The 16,748-nt window shown below is 61.6% G+C and carries 11 protein-coding genes; 7 read left to right on the forward strand and 4 right to left on the reverse strand.

Translation table 11 applies throughout. The annotated features are described in order from the left end of the window. The first annotated feature begins 203 nt into the window (after nt 1-203). Nucleotides 204-3,062, forward strand: a complete 2,859-nt coding sequence (locus KZJ38_RS27180; protein ID WP_219803061.1) for an autotransporter family protein — start codon at nt 204-206, stop codon at nt 3,060-3,062. A 52-nt stretch (nt 3,063-3,114) separates the two neighbouring features. Here the strand turns inward: KZJ38_RS27180 and KZJ38_RS36950 are convergent, their stop codons facing one another. The 4 genes from KZJ38_RS36950 to KZJ38_RS27200 all read right to left on the reverse strand — a co-directional run bounded on the left by KZJ38_RS36950 (nt 3,115) and on the right by KZJ38_RS27200 (nt 10,239). After that, nucleotides 3,115-4,254: a diguanylate cyclase domain-containing protein gene (locus tag KZJ38_RS36950; protein WP_425518417.1), complete on the reverse strand. Its 1,140-nt coding sequence runs from the start codon at nt 4,252-4,254 to the stop codon at nt 3,115-3,117. Nucleotides 4,255-4,455: 201 nt separating this feature from the next. Further along, a complete protein-coding gene (locus KZJ38_RS27190) occupies nt 4,456-5,388 on the reverse strand; it encodes a hypothetical protein (protein WP_219803062.1) in 933 nt (310 codons plus the stop codon). 449 nt (nt 5,389-5,837) lie between these two features. Continuing rightward, nucleotides 5,838-6,809, reverse strand: coding sequence for a response regulator (locus KZJ38_RS27195; protein WP_219803063.1), 972 nt, complete (start codon nt 6,807-6,809; stop codon nt 5,838-5,840). Beyond that, nucleotides 6,802-10,239, reverse strand: a complete 3,438-nt coding sequence (locus KZJ38_RS27200; RefSeq protein ID WP_219803064.1) for a hybrid sensor histidine kinase/response regulator — start codon at nt 10,237-10,239, stop codon at nt 6,802-6,804. The genes KZJ38_RS27195 and KZJ38_RS27200 overlap by 8 nt, the downstream gene beginning before the upstream one ends. A gap of 193 nt (nt 10,240-10,432) precedes the next feature. Between KZJ38_RS27200 and urtA the strand changes: the two genes are divergently transcribed. The 6 genes from urtA to fmdA all read left to right on the forward strand — a co-directional run bounded on the left by urtA (nt 10,433) and on the right by fmdA (nt 16,737). Further along, nucleotides 10,433-11,746 (forward strand): urea ABC transporter substrate-binding protein, encoded by a 1,314-nt coding sequence (urtA, locus tag KZJ38_RS27205; protein ID WP_425518418.1) that lies wholly within the window; start codon nt 10,433-10,435, stop codon nt 11,744-11,746. A 59-nt stretch (nt 11,747-11,805) separates the two neighbouring features. Further along, nucleotides 11,806-12,723 carry an urea ABC transporter permease subunit UrtB gene (gene urtB, locus KZJ38_RS27210; protein WP_219803065.1) on the forward strand — a complete coding sequence of 306 codons (918 nt, stop codon included), beginning with the start codon at nt 11,806-11,808 and terminating at the stop codon, nt 12,721-12,723. 73 nt (nt 12,724-12,796) lie between these two features. After that, nucleotides 12,797-13,984 (forward strand): urea ABC transporter permease subunit UrtC, encoded by a 1,188-nt coding sequence (gene urtC / locus KZJ38_RS27215; RefSeq protein ID WP_219803066.1) that lies wholly within the window; start codon nt 12,797-12,799, stop codon nt 13,982-13,984. Continuing rightward, nucleotides 13,974-14,717, forward strand: a complete 744-nt coding sequence (urtD, locus tag KZJ38_RS27220; protein ID WP_219803067.1) for an urea ABC transporter ATP-binding protein UrtD — start codon at nt 13,974-13,976, stop codon at nt 14,715-14,717. The genes urtC and urtD overlap by 11 nt, the downstream gene beginning before the upstream one ends. A gap of 10 nt (nt 14,718-14,727) precedes the next feature. Then, a complete protein-coding gene (gene urtE, locus KZJ38_RS27225; protein WP_219803068.1) occupies nt 14,728-15,417 on the forward strand; it encodes an urea ABC transporter ATP-binding subunit UrtE in 690 nt (229 codons plus the stop codon). Between the two features lie 81 nt (nt 15,418-15,498). Continuing rightward, the gene (gene fmdA, locus KZJ38_RS27230) at nt 15,499-16,737 is read left to right on the forward strand and encodes a formamidase (protein WP_219803069.1); all 1,239 of its coding nucleotides are present in this window, start codon (nt 15,499-15,501) and stop codon (nt 16,735-16,737) included. Nucleotides 16,738-16,748 lie beyond the last annotated feature (11 nt).

The following is a 16,748-nucleotide window of genomic DNA, read 5'->3' on the forward strand; positions in this document are numbered from 1 at the left end:
AACCGTTGTTGCGTCGCCTCAGTTCACAATTGTTCAGAATCCTGGCGTGAACCTTTCTGCTACCGTGCGCGCGGTACCGATTACGTCAGAGAATGAAAATGAAAAAATGCGCGCGTCGGCTTCAACTCTCGCAACGTCGTCAAGCTCAGTTCGCACTTTCTGCTCTAACGCTGGCTATCGCCGGAACGTTACCGCTTCCGGCGATGGCGCTGGATATCACGGTGAATAGTCAGCAGGAGCTGATCGACGCGATTAACACGATCAACGGGCCGACCGGTTCCGATGGCTCGACCATCCGGATGGGCAGCAGTTTCACTGTTACCGCTACGCTGCCGCCGGCTACGCGGGCCATGACGCTCGATACGCAGAATTTCATGCTAACGGGAGGAACCGTATGGTCAGGTCCGGTCACCATCGAAGGGACGCTAGTCGCCGACAATGGGATTACAAGCGGAGCAATTCAGTTCAACGGGATTTCCGCCAGCACTTCAGCGACCAATAACGGGTCGATTACCGGCGGTGCCTCAGTCGCTGGGGGCGGAAGTGGGGGAGTAGCCGTTGTCGTGACATCCGCAAACGTGGTGAACAACGGAACGATGACCGGTGGAAGTGCTACGGTTTCCGGGGTCGCGGGTAGTGGTGCCCAGATCAGACTCGGCGGCACGTTAACCAATAATGGCCTGATTCAGGGAGGGAATTCCAACGGCACGAGCGCATTAGACGTGGGTGGCAGCGGCGTTACTTACGCACCGGGAGCTGGAACGCTGATCAACCATGGCACGATTCGCGGCGGAACGGGCGGCGTGGGCGGCAATGCAGTCTTCGCCCGGGCGGGCGCTTTGCCTATTGTGAACACGGGCACGCTCGTAGGCGGAAACGGTGTTGCGGCTGTCTCCGGGAATGCATCTTTTACGCTCATCAACAGCGGCACTGTACAAGCTGGCAGCGGCAGTGCCAGCGCGATTCAGCTGACCGGTGGTGCGACCGTTGCGCTCACGCTCGAAGTGCAAGCCGGGTCGACGATCTCGGGCAACGTTGTTGCAAACGCAGCGTCAACCTCGAACACGTTCATTCTGGGCGGCGACGCAAACGATGTCTTCGACGTTTCGTCGATCGGCTCGGCCGCGCAGTACCAGAACTTCAACGCTTTCCAGAAGACCGGCGCGAGTACGTGGGCATTGACGGGTACCGGCACGACCGCTACGCCGTGGTCGATCCAGCAAGGCACGCTGCAGATCGGCAATGGTGGGACTAGCGGCAGTATCGTCGGCGGCGTGACCGATAACGGCACGCTCGCGTTCGATCGCCGCGATGCGTTCAGCTTCGACAATCTCGTTACCGGAACAGGTTCGGTGAATCAGGTTGGCACGGGCACGACGATTATCACCGCTGCAAACACGTACTCGGGCGGCACGAACGTGCTGGCGGGCACGCTCGCCGTCGGCGATGCGGCTCACGCCAACGCCAGCATCGGCTCAGGCCTTACGACGATCACCGCGGGTGCAACGCTTGGCGGCTACGGCACCGTGTCGGGATCGGTGAACAACAGTGGAACGATCGCAGCGGGCAATGCGCTGGCTGCGTTCGCCGCGAGCAACGCGGGCACGTTCAGCATCGGCGGCGATCTGAGTAATGCGGGCATCGTTAATCTTGCGTCGTCGACGGGCAAGGCCGGCAACGTGCTGAACGTGGCCGGCAATTACACGGGTACGAACGGCCAGGTTGTGTTGAACACGGTGCTGAACGAAGGCGGCGCCGCGTCGCAGAGCGACAGGCTCGTTGTGGGCGGTAACGCTAGCGGCGCGACGGCGATCAAGGTCAATCAGTCGGGTTCAGGTGCAGCGACGGTCGGTGATGGCATTCAGCTTGTGCAGGTCAACGGCACATCGGCTGCCAACAGCTTCCATCTGGCCGGACCCATTCAGGCTGGCGCGTTCCAATACATGCTGTTCCAGGGTGGTGCGACGGACGCGAACGACTGGTACCTGCGCTCGCAACTCGCACAGCAGACCACGCCCGATACCGGCGATACCGGCGGCTCCACGGGCTCGACAGCGCCGCCGGCTACTTCCGCTGCCGGCAGCGGCCCGGTTGCCTATCGCCCGGCCGTGGTCGGCTATACGGTCACGCCGCTGCTCAACGCCGACTATGGCTATGCGATGCTCGGCCGCCTGCATGAGCGCGTCGGCGATATCGCGAGTCTCGAGGCGGCGCAGCCCGCGCACAGCAACGGCGTGTGGGGGCGTATCGGCGGACAGAACGTCGATGCCGATACCGGCGACCGCTTCTCGGCCGACGAGCGCACGTTCTTCGCGGAGTTCGGCAAGGACTGGACGCTATCGCGCAACGCCAACGGCGGCAGCACGCATGCGGGCGCAACCGTGAGCTTCGGGTCGACGTCCGCGACGTTCGCCGACAGCGTGCGAAGTTTTGCGGGATTACCCGATGGCACAGGCAGCGTCGAAACGCAGGCGCAATCGATTGGCGGCTACTGGACGAAGTACCTGCCCGACGGTAGTTATTTCGATGGCGTCGGGCAACTGACGCATTACCAGAACCGCTACGGCGACATCTTCGGCGACAGCGGCAGCCAGAACGGTTTCGGCGCAGGTGTTTCTGGGGAAGTGGGCAAGCCGTTCGCGCTTGGCTCGACCGGCGTGGCGATCGAGCCGCAAGCGCAACTGCTCTATCAATACCTGCACCTGAACCACTTCGACGACGGCATCTCGGACATCAGCTCGAACACGACGAACGGGCTACGCGGCCGCATCGGTTTCAGGATCTTTAGGGCAAACCTGAGCAACGATTCGAAGACCTCCACTCTCACGCCTTATTTCACCGCGGACGTATTGCACGACTTTTTCTCGCCAGGACAAACAACGGTGGGAGGCACGTCGTTCGACAACGAACTCGGCAAGACCTGGTACGACCTCGGCGTCGGCATGACGGGCAGCTTCGGCAAGAGTTCGGAAGGCTATGCGAACGTGAAATACGCGCACAACTTCAGCGGCGAGTATCGGCGCACCGTGTTTGCGCAGGTTGGATATCGGTATAGCTGGTAGAGCTTGTCGCCTGTGTCGAGGCTAACTAAAGCCGACCGGCGGACGAACCCGCCTAAGTGGCCAGCTCTCGCTTCTTCTTGTTGCGCTTGGCCTCATACATCGCGACGTCTGCCGATTCCAGCACCGTGTCTATCGCGCTGCCGTCGCCTGTCACCGTCGCGATACCGATGCTCGCGCCAATTCGGACCGTGACGTCGTCGGTCAGATGGAAGGGCTTCTCGATCTCGGCGATCACGCTATTCGCAAACGCGCGCGGCTCAGCTGCATAGGGCGGTTGATCGACAATCACGAACTCGTCGCCTCCCATGCGGGCAACGAGCGCATTGGGCCCAGCCAGGTGACGAAGTCTTGCCGCGACCTGGATGAGCAGCTTGTCGCCGCACTCGTGTCCATAAGCGTCGTTGACCGCTTTAAAGCCATCGAGGTCGAGGTAGAAAACCGGTGCGCCGGCCCCTTTATGCGTCGCCTCGGAGAGCTCATAAGTTACCGCGTGGAAAAGTCCCGCGCGGTTAAGCAATCCCGTCAGCCCATCGTGGCGTGCGCGGCGGTCGTTTTCGCGCTCGGCCTCCATCGTCGATATCAGCATCACGTTGAGCTTTTTCGCGGCGACGCTCATTGCGAACAGATAAAACGGGATCTGAACGAGTGTGAGCAGCAGCACCGGTTCGCCCGATAGCACAGCGCCAATGCAGCATGGGCCGAGCGACAGGAAGATCATGATGGCGACGAGGCGCGGCGCGGCGAAGTTTCTAAAACAGATGCCGCCTACCATGGCGGCAGCGGAAAGAAAGGACAGCGTGGCGGCTACCCAGTCGCCGCTGGTCGCACTGATCAGCGCGCCGTAGCCGACGGTCGCGCCCCATAGCGGCGCCAGAAGAATATATAGATCGGTCGGCGTGGGCTTGCCCTGTTCTGCGCGCCGATGCGAAAGTACTAGCAGGACCAGACGCGCCAGACAAACCGCGATTTCCGAGAATAACCAGAACAGGAATAGCGGACTCGGATGACGATACGCGAGCGCCGCGGCAACGGCGATGGTGTTGAACACGCCGCCGAGGAAAATCGGCAAGGTGCCGAATAGCGTCGAAACGAGCGCCGCACGAATGGCGAGCGGCGTGTCCCTTCCGGGGTAGACCAGCCAACTGGCCAGCTTTCCCTGCGGCATGCTAAACGATTCAAAGGACTTCGTCACCTGAGCACCTGCGAATTGTCGCGCGACAATTATTTGTCTCCTGTTTGAGGCTCGATGAAGAAACCTGGCTGAACGATGGATAACGCGTGATTGGTTAACGGCATCGTTCTGGAAAAATTAAGCGAAGCCCGCAGATTCCCGACCGCACCGCACCATCCGCTTGGCGATGGCAAACGCGTCTATCGCAAGACGCGCGAGATTTTATTTGGAATCGAACTTTGAAGCACTTGCGCCTTGCTTAGCAATCCAGCGTTGACAGTTTACACATGGGGGAATAACCATGCTGCCCCCCGGCATCATGGATATAAAGAAAACGTCGGCCATTTTAACAGCTGGTTTCTTCGCTTTAAGTTTATACAATGCATCAAGCTCCGCGCAGTTGTACGGGTTTTCAGTTGCGTTGGCATTCGCTGCGACGGGCGGGAGGCTGAAACCGAAAGCGGCCTCCAGATCGCTTCCTTTCCTCTTATGTCCCGCGCGTCCCGATTCCAGTGTGCCATCAGTTAGATCGATTGCGACAGAGAGCATGTGACAGATCGGCTTGCCAGAAGCGTCATTAATCGGCGCGGTCTTTAGCGCCAGGGTCCGCAATTCTGCGTTCGCCCGGGACTTGTAGGTATGAATCTTCATTTCACTCAACTCTGAAGCTTCCTTCTCCTTGATTGCCCCATCCCACTTGAGGTAGGCATCTAAGGCCGATTGATATATATACGCAGAGTTGTACGCATTCGATGCCCCGTATTGCTCCCTGGCCGCCAGCAGTTCAGCTACGTTCGTGGCAGATCTGATCCTTGTTAGAAGGTAGTTTCGTGCACTGAGCATGAGTTCGACACAGTGTTGCTGATTGCTATCTGTTTTGAACTGGTTCCTGCTGACCGCGTTGCTGAGCAGGCGTGTCTCCTCGCAATACGCCTTCACTAGTTCTATTGCCTGCTTATGAATTACAGGCCATCTGGTTGCAGGGTCGTTAATAGTCCGGATGTTTGCCTTCCACGCGGCATTCATTTCAGCGTAACTCTTGTACCCGTGGACGCGCCACCAGCCTCCTTCCCCTTTCGGATATATGTTCTCCACCGGCACATTCTTCGGTTCCTCGAGAATCGGGCCCCAGCGTACGTCGTCGTAGAGTTCCATGTTCCTCCCGAAATGCATTGAGCATTGATTGATGGGTTTAGGGCAGTGCAACAACGTATTCAAATAGATTGACGTAACTTACGTTAGGCAAACTGACCAGAACAATAGGTCCGCGATGCATCACCGTGCCCACGCGACACGTCGGACGAGGCAGAGCACAAGACGAACCTGTATCCGGCCCGTCCAATCATGCCGCTGCTTGCTCGCCTCGCGCGAGTGGCATAGAGGAGTGACGTACGCCAATGACAATGGTCAAGACGATTTCGCAAGCGCGGGTAGGTTCAATGAGTCGCTACAACAGCCTCGCGTAGTTTATCGGTCGGAGACATGAAGCCCAATGTTTTTCTGGGCCTTTCATTAACGAATGGATAGGGCTTTGCGATGCCGTTCAATGCGCCGGGCAGCGAATCGCAAACAGGTGCGAATAACGACGGGTCATCTTTCACTACTCAAGCACGATTCGCGGCCTTCACCGCCAACGCGGCCGCAGCCGAGCGCGTCTCCACATGCAGCTTGTGGAACAGATGCTCAAGGTGCTTGTTCACGGTACGCGACGCCATGCTGAGAATCTCGCCGATGTCGCGATTGGTCTTGCCGCGCGATAGCCACAGCAGCACTTCCGCTTCGCGCGTGGTCAGCCCGAATTGTGCGCCGAGCGTGGCGGCGTGCGCGGCGTCGTCGAATTCCTCGAGGATCAGCATCCATTCGCCGCGCGCCGGGTTGCCGGACACGCGGGCGGTTCGGCGCACGCCGTGCGTTGTACATTCGAACATCGCCTGCGCGTCGCAGCCGCGCGCAACCCAACTGGTGAACCACTGCAGCAGCGGCGGCGGCAGGCTCGCCGGCGCCGCCGATATGTCATCTTGCGCCGCTGCGTCGTAGCGCCTCAACCGCAGCGACGCCTGCGGGTTCTGCCAGCGGATCGCGCCGTCCGTAGCCGCGATCAGCGCGGCACGCGCCTCGAGACCCAGCACCGCATCGGCGTAGCGCTGCGCTCTCGAGCGCTGCACATGGGCGGCAATGCGCGCGCAGACCTCGTTCGGCTTGACGGGCTTCGTCACATAGTCGATTCCGCCGACGCGAAATCCTTGCACCACGTGTTCGGTCTGCGTCAGTGCGGTCATGAAGATAACCGGCAAATGCGCGTGACGGCTATCGAGCTTCAGACGGCGGCAGGTTTCGAAGCCGTCCATGACGGGCATCACCGCGTCCATCAACACGACGTCCGGCGTCACGCGCGCGAGGCACTTCAGCGCCGCTTCGCCGTTCAGCGCGACGAGCACCGCATAGTCGGCCGACTGCAGCGTGGTGGAGAGCAGCGCGAGATTGTCGGGCTTGTCGTCGACGATCAGTACGACGCTGCGGTTGCCGGCGAAGTCGAGCGTGGCCGCTTCGGCGAGGTCAACGTAGTCTTCAGCCATCGGAGTCGTCAGAGAGTAGGGCGAGCCGGCGTGCGAATTCAGCCAGTTCGAAACGCTGCGCAAGGGCGCGCAGCGATGCAAATTCGTCGGTCAACTGCGGCCACTGCAGCGTAGCCTTGTCGAGCTGTTCGACGATCCCTTGCACGTAGCCCATTTCGAGCAGCGCGTCGAGCGCATCGCGCAAGGCGCGCGGTAACGCGGTCCGTACCTGTGTCACCGCAGGCGGCTCCGGCGCACCCGCGGGCGCGGCGGTGTTTTCGTGCGTGACGATCCATTCGATTTGCAGCAGCCGGGCGAGCTTTTCGAGCAGCAACGCGACCTGCAGCGGCTTCACCAGATAGTCGTCGCAGCCGATCGCGGTGGCGCGTTCGCGATCGTCGGCGAAAGCGTTGGCCGACAGCAGCATGATCGGCGCGCGGCTTAGCTGACTATCGCGAATCAGTCGGCTGGTTTCGTAGCCATCCATGTCGGGCATCGAGATGTCCATGATGATCGCATCCGCTGCATGAATGCCGAGCCAGCGCAACGCATCGGGGCCGCTGCCGGCCTCTGCGACCGAAAAGCCGAGCGGCGCCAGCACCTGGGCGACGACTGCGCGCTGTTCGGGCAGGTCGTCGACAACCAGCACCGTGCGGCGTGCGCCGCGATAGCCGCCGATGCCATCGGTGACGGCGGGCGCATCTTGCACCACATGCACTTCCGGCGCGAACAGCTTGACGACGAAACGCGTGCCGCGGCCGGGCGCGCTGTCCACTTCGAGGCTGCCGCCGAGCGCCTGCGTCAGCAACTGGCAGATCGTGAGCCCGAGCCCGGCGCCATGGTCGTGGTCGCGCGCGGCATGGCCGCGTTCGAACGGCATGAAAAGCCGTTCGATATCGGCAGGCGCGATGCCGGGCCCGGTGTCGCTCACTTCAAAGGTAACGGTGTCCCACGCATGGCTTACACGCAGCGTCACGGAACCTGTCGACGTGAAGCGTATCGCGTTGCCGATCAGGTTGATCAGGATCTGCCGCATGCATTTCTCGTCGGAGCGGACGATGCCCGGGAGGCGGCCTACGGTCTGGACATCGAAGATCAGCATCTTCTCAGCGGCCTGCGGGCGCAGCATCGCGGCAAGATGTTCGATGAAATCCGGCAACGGCACTCTGGTCACGTTCAGCTGCAGTTTGCCGGCTTCGATGCGCGCCACGTCCAATAGGCCGTCCACCAGGGCGAGCAGATGTTCGCCGCTGCGCTGGATGGTCTGGATCGCATGATGGCGCGCGGCCGGAATTTCGTCGCGCGCCTGCAGCAGCAAATGCGCATAGCCGAGGATGCTATTGAGCGGCGTGCGCAGCTCGTGGCTCAAGCCCGTCACGTAGCGGCTTTTCGCCTGGTTGGCCGACTTTGCCGCCTCGGTGGCGCGTTTGAGTGCCGCATCGGTTTTCTGGTGTGCATCGATCTCGAACATCAGCAATTCGGTCTGGCGCTGCGATTCCTCCTGCGTGACGCGCCGGTTTTCGCGTTCGAGCACCAGCCACCAGGCGCCGATGCAGCCGATCAGCGACAGCGCGAAAAAGATCGTCACATAACTGTGCGCGAGTTCCTTCCACGCGGGCGTGTCGAATGGCGCGAGAGAACGGGTGCTTTGCGACCACACCAGATAAAGCACCACGCCGAGCAGCGCGAGCATGACCGCGACCAGGCTCAGGTAGCGCGCAAGCCGCAAGGTGGTCGGCCCGAGCGCCGCGCCCGGAAAAACACGGTGCATCGCGTCGTTCAACTGCGCGCCGAAGCGCGCGTGCGGTTTGCAGCGGTCGTTGCAGCGCGAGTCGAGCGAGCAGCACAGCGAGCAGATCGTGCCGCCGTAGGCGGGGCAATGCGCGGTGTCGTCGGGTTCGAAGTCGTTCTCGCAAATCACGCAGCGCCGTGTCTCGTGACCATCGGGCGCTTGCGCTTCGCGTGCCAGGTAAAAGCGGCCGCGAGTCGCGATCGCGATCGCCGGTGCGCATACGAACGCCACGCCGAATGCGATATACGAAGACATTGCCTGCGCCAGCACGCCGAGCATGCCGACGTGCGCAAACGCGGCCACCACTGCGGCGATCAGCATCGCGCCGACCCCGACCGGATTCACGTCGTACAGGTGCGCGCGTTTGAACTCGATATGCCGCGGGCTATAGCCGAGCGGCTTGTTGACGACCAGATCCGCGAATACCGCGCCGATCCATGCAATCGCGATGTTCGCGTAGAGCGACAGCACTTTGCCGATCGCTTCGAACACGCCCATTTCGACCAGCAGCAGTGCGATCAGCACGTTGAATACGAGCCAGACGACGCGGCCCGGGTGGCTGTGGGTGAGGCGTGCGAAAAAATTCGACCATGCGAGCGAACCCGCATAGGCGTTGGTCACGTTGATTTTCAGCTGGGACACGATCACGAACAGCGTCATCGCCGGCAGTGCCCACGCTGCGAGTCCGAGTGGATCGAGCAGATGGTGATACGCGATCAGATACATCTGCGTGGGCTGCGCCGCATGCCCGACGTCGATTTCGTGCTGGATCGCGACGAAGGCGAGAAATGCGCCGCCGAGCATTTTCAGCGCGCCGGGCACGATCCAGCCGGGGCCCGCCGTCAACAACGCGATCCACCAGCGCCGCCTGTTGTGTGCATCGAGCGGCGGCAGAAAGCGCAGATAGTCGACCTGCTCGCCAACCTGCACGATCAAGGCGAACACAACGGTGCACGCCTGCCCGAAGGCGATCACGCTGAATTCGTGACCGCCCGGCGCGAGACCGGCGAAAGTGGTCCAGTCGATGAGCAGGCCGGGGCTATGCCATAACACCGCCGCATACGGCAGCACGAACAGCACCAGCCACAGCGGCTGGGTCCAGCTCTGCAAACGGTTGATCAGCGTGATGCCGAACATCACGACTGGAATCACCGCCAGCGAGCTGATCACATACGCGATGTCGATCGAGATGTGAAAGTACAGCTGCAGCGCGAGCGACATGATCGCCGCCTCGAGCGCGAAAAAGATAAACGTGAAGCTCGCATACAGCAGCGACGTTAGCGTCGAGCCGATATAGCCGAAGCCCGCGCCGCGAGTCAGCAGGTCCATATCGACGCCATAGCGCGCTGCATAGTAGCTGATCGGCAGGCTCGTCAAAAAGATCAGCACCGACACTGCCGCAATCGCACAGATCGCGTTGGCGAAACCGTAATTGACCACGAGTGCGCCGCCGATCGCCTCCAGCGCGAGAAACGACACGGCGCCGATCGCGGTGTTGGCCACGCGGAATTCGGACCAGCGCCTGAACGAGCGGGGCGTGAAACGTAACGCGTAGTCCTCGAGTGTTTCGTCGCCGACCCATGCGTTGTAATCGCGCCGGATCTTGACGATGCGCTGTGTCGTGGCGGGCAGCGCTGCGGTCTGGTGCGTCTGGCCCATATTCGATGATCCAGTTTAGTGCGCGGACTACACGGGTCGATGCATTGAGCAAGTTACGTTCCATTTTTTTCGGCGGATATACGTCAATCGACGTATATCGAAGCGGAATTTGTCCTCCTACATTGCGGCCACGCAGCGCCGGAAGCTTGCCGGCGCTTTATCCCGCGACGCGGATCAGACAAGGAGAACAACGATGGCCGTAGACGATCGATTCGAAGACCCCGCAGCCGGATTCGAGGCAGCAGATGCAGCTGCCGCTGCGGCGCAAGCGCCTTCGCCGCTGCGCCGGCGCCTGCTGGGCGGCCTCGCCGCGGCGCCGCTGGCCGCGCTCGGTTTGCCGGGCATGTCGTTCGCGCAAGGGGCGCCGACCGCGAAGGTCAACACGACGGGTCTCGCGGTGACCGATACCACCGTGACGGTCGGGCAGCTGCACTCGGCTACCGGCACGATGGCGATTTCCGAGACCGGTTCGCTGCAGGCCGAACGCCTTGCCATCGAGCAGATCAACGCAATGGGCGGGGTGCTCGGCCGCAAGATCCAGATCATTCAGGAAGACGGCGCATCTGACTGGCCGACCTTCGCCGAGAAGTCGAAGAAGCTGCTCGAAAACGATCACGTCGCGGCGGTGTTCGGCTGCTGGACCTCCGCTTCACGCAAGGCCGTGCTGCCGGTATTTGAGAAGGATAACGGCCTGTTGTACTACCCGACCTTCTACGAAGGGCTCGAGCAGTCGAAGAACGTGTTCTATACCGGCCAGGAAGCCACCCAGCAGATTCTGTGGGCACTCGACTGGGCATCGAACACGAAGAAGGCGAAGACGTTCTTCCTCGTCGGTTCCGACTACATCTGGCCGCGTACGTCGAACAAGATCGCGCGCCGCCATATCGAGCAGCATCTGCATGCGAAGGTGGTCGGCGAAGAGTACTACCCGCTCGGCACCACCGAGTTCAACTCGCTGATGAACAAGATCAAGCTGGCGCGCCCGGACTGTATTTTCGCGACCGTGGTGGGCGGCTCGAACGTGGCGTTTTACAAACAGCTGAAGGCCGCGGGTATCACGCCGCAGAAGCAGTTCCTGCTGACGTTGTCGGTTACCGAAGACGAAGTGCTCGGCATCGGCGGCGAAAACTTCGCGGGCTTCTTCTCGTCGATGAAGTATTTCGAATCGCTGACCAACGACAACAACAAGAAATTCGTGGCCGCCTTCAAGGCCAGGTATGGCCAGCACGCGGTGATCGGCGACGTCACGCAGGCGGCCTATCTCGGCCCATGGATCTGGAAGGCCGCTTGCGAGCGCGCCGGCAGCTTCGACGTCGACAAGGTCGTGGCCGCGTCGCCCAACATCGAACTGAACAACGCGCCGCAAGGCTACGCGAAGGTCGATGCGAACCACCACCTGTGGAGCCGCTCGCTGATCGGCGAGGGCCAGGCCGACGGCCAGTTCAAGGTGGTCGCGCAATCGGATGCGCCGATCAAGCCGGATCCGTTCCCGAAAGGCTACATGTAAGCCGCCTGAATGTGCCGTGCAACGGCGGGCACGCGCCCGCCGAATCTGGGAGAACTTCGATGTCAGCAACCGACATTTTCAACATCACGTTGATGCAGGGTTTCGCCGGCTTGAGCCTGTTCAGCGTGCTGCTGCTGATGGGGCTCGGGCTCGCCGTGATTTTCGGCCAGATGGGCGTGATCAATATGGCGCACGGCGAGTTCATGACGATCGGCGCGTACACCGTGTATCTGTTTTCGCTGTTCGCGCAGAACGTGTGGCACGCGTTCGCGCCGATGTACTTCTTCTTCGCGATCGTGGCTGCGTTCTTTATTGCGTTCGCGGCGGGCTGGCTTGCGGAGTGGGCGCTGATCCGGCATCTGTACCGGCGTCCGCTCGATACGCTGCTGGCTACATGGGGTTTGAGCCTCGGCATGCAGCAGGTGTTCCGCTCGACCTTCGGCCCGAAGGAAGTCAGTCCCGCGCTGCCCGACTGGCTGATGGGCTCGTGGGAGCCGGCGCCGGGCCTCGATATCCCGGTGAGCGGCATGTTCGTGATGGGCCTCGCGCTGCTGATGACCGGCGGCCTGCTGCTTGCGCTGTACCGCTCGCGCTGGGGGCTGCGGGTGCGGGCCACGGTCGTGAACCGGCCGATGGCCAACGCCGCCGGCATCAATACGAAGCTGACCGACCGCGTGACCTTTGCCATCGGTTGCGGCGTGGCCGGTGTGGCAGGCGCTGCCTTCACGGCAATCGGCTCGACGGGGCCGACCAGCGGCTCGCTGTACATCGTCGATTCATTTCTGGTGGTGACCTTCGGCGGTGCCGCGAGTCTGCTCGGCACGGTTGCATCGGCTTTCGGCATTGCGCAGACCCAGTCGATCAGCGAGTTCTTTCTGTCGGGCTCGACTGCGCGCGTGCTGACATTGTTGACGGTCGTGATCATTTTGATGTTGCGTCCGCAAGGGCTTTTCGCTTCGAAGGTGCGGCGCGCATGAAACTGAAGCACGCGCTGCACCAGCTTGACGCCCCCTTTGAGTTTGTTCGATCAACCTGTTCGGAGAGACGGACATGGAACCTCTGAATCCCTCTGCCGGGCCGGTCGCGGCCCGCGGCAAATCACCCGCCGCGCCGGTCGGCTGGCGCGCGCTTGCCGCGCGCATCGAGGCATCCGGATACGGCGGCATCGTGCTGCTCGCACTGCTGATCCTGATCGTCTTCCCGCTCGCACTCGACGCGTTCCGTTTGAACCTGATGGGTAAGTACCTGACGTACGCGTTCGTTGCGATCGGTCTCGTGATCGCATGGGGCTACGGCGGCGTGCTGAGTCTCGGCCAGGGGGTGTTTTTCGGGCTTGGCGGCTATGCGATGGCCATGTTTCTGAAGCTCGAGGCATCCAATCCGATTGCCACGAAAACGCAGACCACGCCGGGCATTCCCGACTTCATGGACTGGAACCAGGTCACCGCGCTGCCGTTCTGGTGGAAGCCGTTTCATTCGTTGCCGTTCGCGATACTCGCTGCGCTGGTCGTGCCGGCTGCGGTTGCGCTGATCGTCAGTTATCCGATGTTCAGGCGGCGCGTCGGCGGCGTGTACTTCGCGATTATCACGCAGGCCATTGCGTTGATCCTGTCAGTGCTGATCATCGGCCAGCAGGGTTTCACCGGAGGTGTAAACGGCATTACCGATCTGCGCACGCTGCTCGGCTGGGACATCCGTACCGACCAGGCAAAACTGATTCTGTATTTCGTCAACGCGGTGCTGCTGCTGGCGGCGCTGATCGGCTGCCGCTGGATTCAGCGCAGCAAGCTCGGCACGCTGCTGCTCGCCATGCGCGACAAGGAAGACCGGGTGCGCTTTTCCGGTTACGACGTGTCGATGTTCAAGGTCTTCGCGTTCTGCGTGGCGGCGCTGCTCGCGGCGATCGGCGGCGCGATGTTCACGCTGCAGGTCGGCTTTATGTCGCCTTCGTTTGTCGGCATCGTGCCGTCGATCGAGATGGTGATCTATGCGGCGGTCGGCGGGCGCATGTCGCTGGTGGGCGCTGTGTATGGGGCGATTCTGGTCAACCTCGGCAAGACGTGGTTTTCCGAAAGTTTTCCGAACCTGTGGCTGTATCTGATGGCCGCGATGTTTATCGGCGTCGTGATGGCGTTCCCGAACGGACTGGCCGGACTGTATGAGCAGCATGTGCGCACGCGCGTGCAAAGGGCGCTGCGTGGCGCTGCCTACAAGAGGGGGGCGGGCGATGAGCAATAGCGATTTCCTGCTGGCGATCGAAGACCTGAGCGTGTCGTTCGACGGCTTCAAGGCGATCGATTCGCTGAACCTGTACCTGGAGCGCGGTGAACTGCGCGTGGTGATCGGACCGAACGGTGCGGGCAAGACCACGCTGCTGGACCTGATCTGCGGCAAGACGCGCGAAACCGCGGGCAGCATCAAGTTTCGCAACGAAGAGATCACGAGCCTCGCGGAATTTCGCCGCGTGCGCAAAGGCATCGGCCGCAAATTCCAGACGCCGTCGATTTACGAAAACCTCAGTGTCGCGCAGAACCTCGAGGTGTCGTTTCCGCGCGGGCGCAGCGTGTTCGGCGCGCTGGCGTACCGGCAGGACACCGAGGTGGCCAATCGCGTGCAGTCGGTGGCCGACGAGATTGGCCTTGCCGCATCGCTCGATCTGGAAGCAGGTTTGCTGTCGCACGGGCAAAAGCAATGGCTCGAGATTGGCATGCTGCTCATGCAGGAACCGGAACTGCTGATGCTCGACGAACCGATCGCCGGCATGAGCGTGCGCGAGCGCGAGGTGACAGCCGAACTGCTCGATCGCATTTGCGAGAACCGCTCGATGATCGTGATCGAGCATGACATGGCCTTCGTCGAACGCATTGCGCACAAGGTGACCGTGATGCATCAGGGCAAGATTCTCGCGGAAGGGCCGATGGCACAGGTGCAGGCCGACCCGCGCGTGATCGACGTTTATCTCGGGCATTGAGGGGGCGCACATGCTGCAAGTCGACGATCTGGTGGTGAGCTACGGGCAAAGCGAGGTGCTGCATGGCATCGGCTTTAACGTGGCGAGCAAGGAAACCGTGGCGGTGATGGGCCGCAACGGCATGGGCAAGACCACGCTGTTCAAGACGCTGATCGGCATCCTGCCGTCGCGGCGCGGCTCGGTGCGGGTCGGCGGTGTGGATGTGACCGGCGAGGAAAGCTACCGCCGCGTGGCGAAGGGCATTGGCTATGTGCCGCAAGGACGGCAGATTTTTTCGACGCTGACCGTCGAGGAGAACATTCGGACGGGTCTGGAGAATGCCGGCAGCAAGCAGGTGCCCGACGAAATCTACGCGCTGTTCCCAGTGCTGTTCGATATGCGCAAGCGCAAGGGCGGCAACCTGTCCGGCGGGCAGCAGCAACAGTTGGCGATCGCGCGGGCACTGGTGACCGATCCGAAAGTGCTGCTGCTCGACGAGCCGACCGAAGGCATCCAGCCCTCGGTAATCAAGGACATCGCCAAAGCACTGAACGAAATCCGCAAGACGCGCGACATCGCGATTCTGGTATCCGAACAGGTGCTGAGTTTCGCGCTCGACGTAGCCGACCGGCTGTTCGTCATCGAAGGCGGGCGCTTCGTGCATCAGAGCACGCGCGATGCCGGCGACAGCGAACGGATTCGCGAATACCTGTCTGTCTGAACGGCCCGCCCGCGAGGCCGTGGCGTGCGGCGGCACAGGCCGTCGCACATGTTCGAGTAATTGAAACGAGGAGCGAGTGAGATGCCCGATACCCTGATCAAGGTCGACCTGAAGCAGTCTGCTTACGAAAACGAAAACGTCCACAACCGCTGGCACCCGGACATTCCGATGGCCTGCTGGGTCAATCCGGGCGACGATTTCATTCTGGAAACCTATGACTGGACCGGCGGCTTTATCAAGAACGACGACTGCGCCGACGACGTGCGCGATATCGATCTGTCGATCGTGCACTTCCTGTCCGGCCCGGTGGGCGTGAAAGGCGCGGAGCCGGGCGACCTGCTGGTGGTGGACCTGCTTGACGTGGGCGCGCGCCCGGATTCGCAGTGGGGTTTCAATGGCTTCTTTGCGAAGTCGAATGGCGGCGGCTTCCTGACCGATCATTTTCCGCATGCGCAGAAGTCGATCTGGGATTTTCACGGCCTTTATACAAGTTCGCGGCACGTGCCGGGCGTGAACTTCGCCGGGCTGATTCATCCCGGGCTGATCGGCTGCCTGCCCGATCCCAAGATGCTCGAAACATGGAATGCGCGCGAAGCGGCGTTGATCGCCACCGAGCCCACGCGCGTGCCGCCGCTGGCGAACCCGCCGTTCGCCGCTACCGCGCACATGGGCAAGCTGGCCGGCGACGCGAAGGCACAAGCGGCCGCGCACGGCGCACGCACGGTGCCGCCGCGCGAGCATGGCGGCAATTGCGACATCAAGGATCTGTCGCGCGGCTCGAAGGTGTATTTCCCCGTCTACGTGGATGGCGCGGGTCTTTCGGTGGGCGATCTGCACTTTAGCCAGGGTGACGGCGAAATCACGTTCTGCGGCGCGATTGAAATGGCCGGCTGGGTGCATATGCGGGTCAATCTGATCAAGGGTGGCGTCGAGAAATACGGCATCCGCAATCCGGTCTTCAAGCCGAGCCCGATTACGCCGAACTACAACGACTACCTGATCTTCGAAGGTATCTCGGTCGACGAGAGCGGCAAGCAGCATTACCTCGACGTACACATCGCTTACCGGCAGGCTTGCCTCAATGCGATCGAGTATCTGAAGAAATTCGGCTATTCAGGCGCACAAGCTTATGCGTTGCTGGGCACAGCGCCGGTGCAGGGGCATATCAGCGGCGTCGTCGATATTCCAAACGCGTGTGCGACGTTGTGGCTGCCGACGCAGATCTTCGATTTCGATATTCGTCCGAATGCGCAGGGTCCGATAAAGCATGTACCGGGCGGAGTGGATGTGCCGCTTTCGTACGACCTCGCGCGGTCCTGATCGTCAGTTGC

Source organism: Paraburkholderia edwinii, assembly GCF_019428685.1.
Classification (GTDB): domain Bacteria; phylum Pseudomonadota; class Gammaproteobacteria; order Burkholderiales; family Burkholderiaceae; genus Paraburkholderia; species Paraburkholderia edwinii.

Coding starts and splice junctions, on each gene's coding strand:
- fmdA (WP_219803069.1), top strand. CDS start 15,499: ATGCCCGATACCCTGATCAAGGTCGACCTGAAGCAGTCTGCTTACGAA.
- urtD (WP_219803067.1), top strand. CDS start 13,974: ATGAGCAATAGCGATTTCCTGCTGGCGATCGAAGACCTGAGCGTGTCG.
- KZJ38_RS27200 (WP_219803064.1), bottom strand. CDS start 10,239: ATGGGCCAGACGCACCAGACCGCAGCGCTGCCCGCCACGACACAGCGC.
- urtB (WP_219803065.1), top strand. CDS start 11,806: ATGTCAGCAACCGACATTTTCAACATCACGTTGATGCAGGGTTTCGCC.
- KZJ38_RS27180 (WP_219803061.1), top strand. CDS start 204: ATGGCGCTGGATATCACGGTGAATAGTCAGCAGGAGCTGATCGACGCG.
- urtA (WP_425518418.1), top strand. CDS start 10,433: ATGGCCGTAGACGATCGATTCGAAGACCCCGCAGCCGGATTCGAGGCA.
- urtC (WP_219803066.1), top strand. CDS start 12,797: ATGGAACCTCTGAATCCCTCTGCCGGGCCGGTCGCGGCCCGCGGCAAA.
- KZJ38_RS27190 (WP_219803062.1), bottom strand. CDS start 5,388: ATGGAACTCTACGACGACGTACGCTGGGGCCCGATTCTCGAGGAACCG.
- urtE (WP_219803068.1), top strand. CDS start 14,728: ATGCTGCAAGTCGACGATCTGGTGGTGAGCTACGGGCAAAGCGAGGTG.
- KZJ38_RS27195 (WP_219803063.1), bottom strand. CDS start 6,809: ATGGCTGAAGACTACGTTGACCTCGCCGAAGCGGCCACGCTCGACTTC.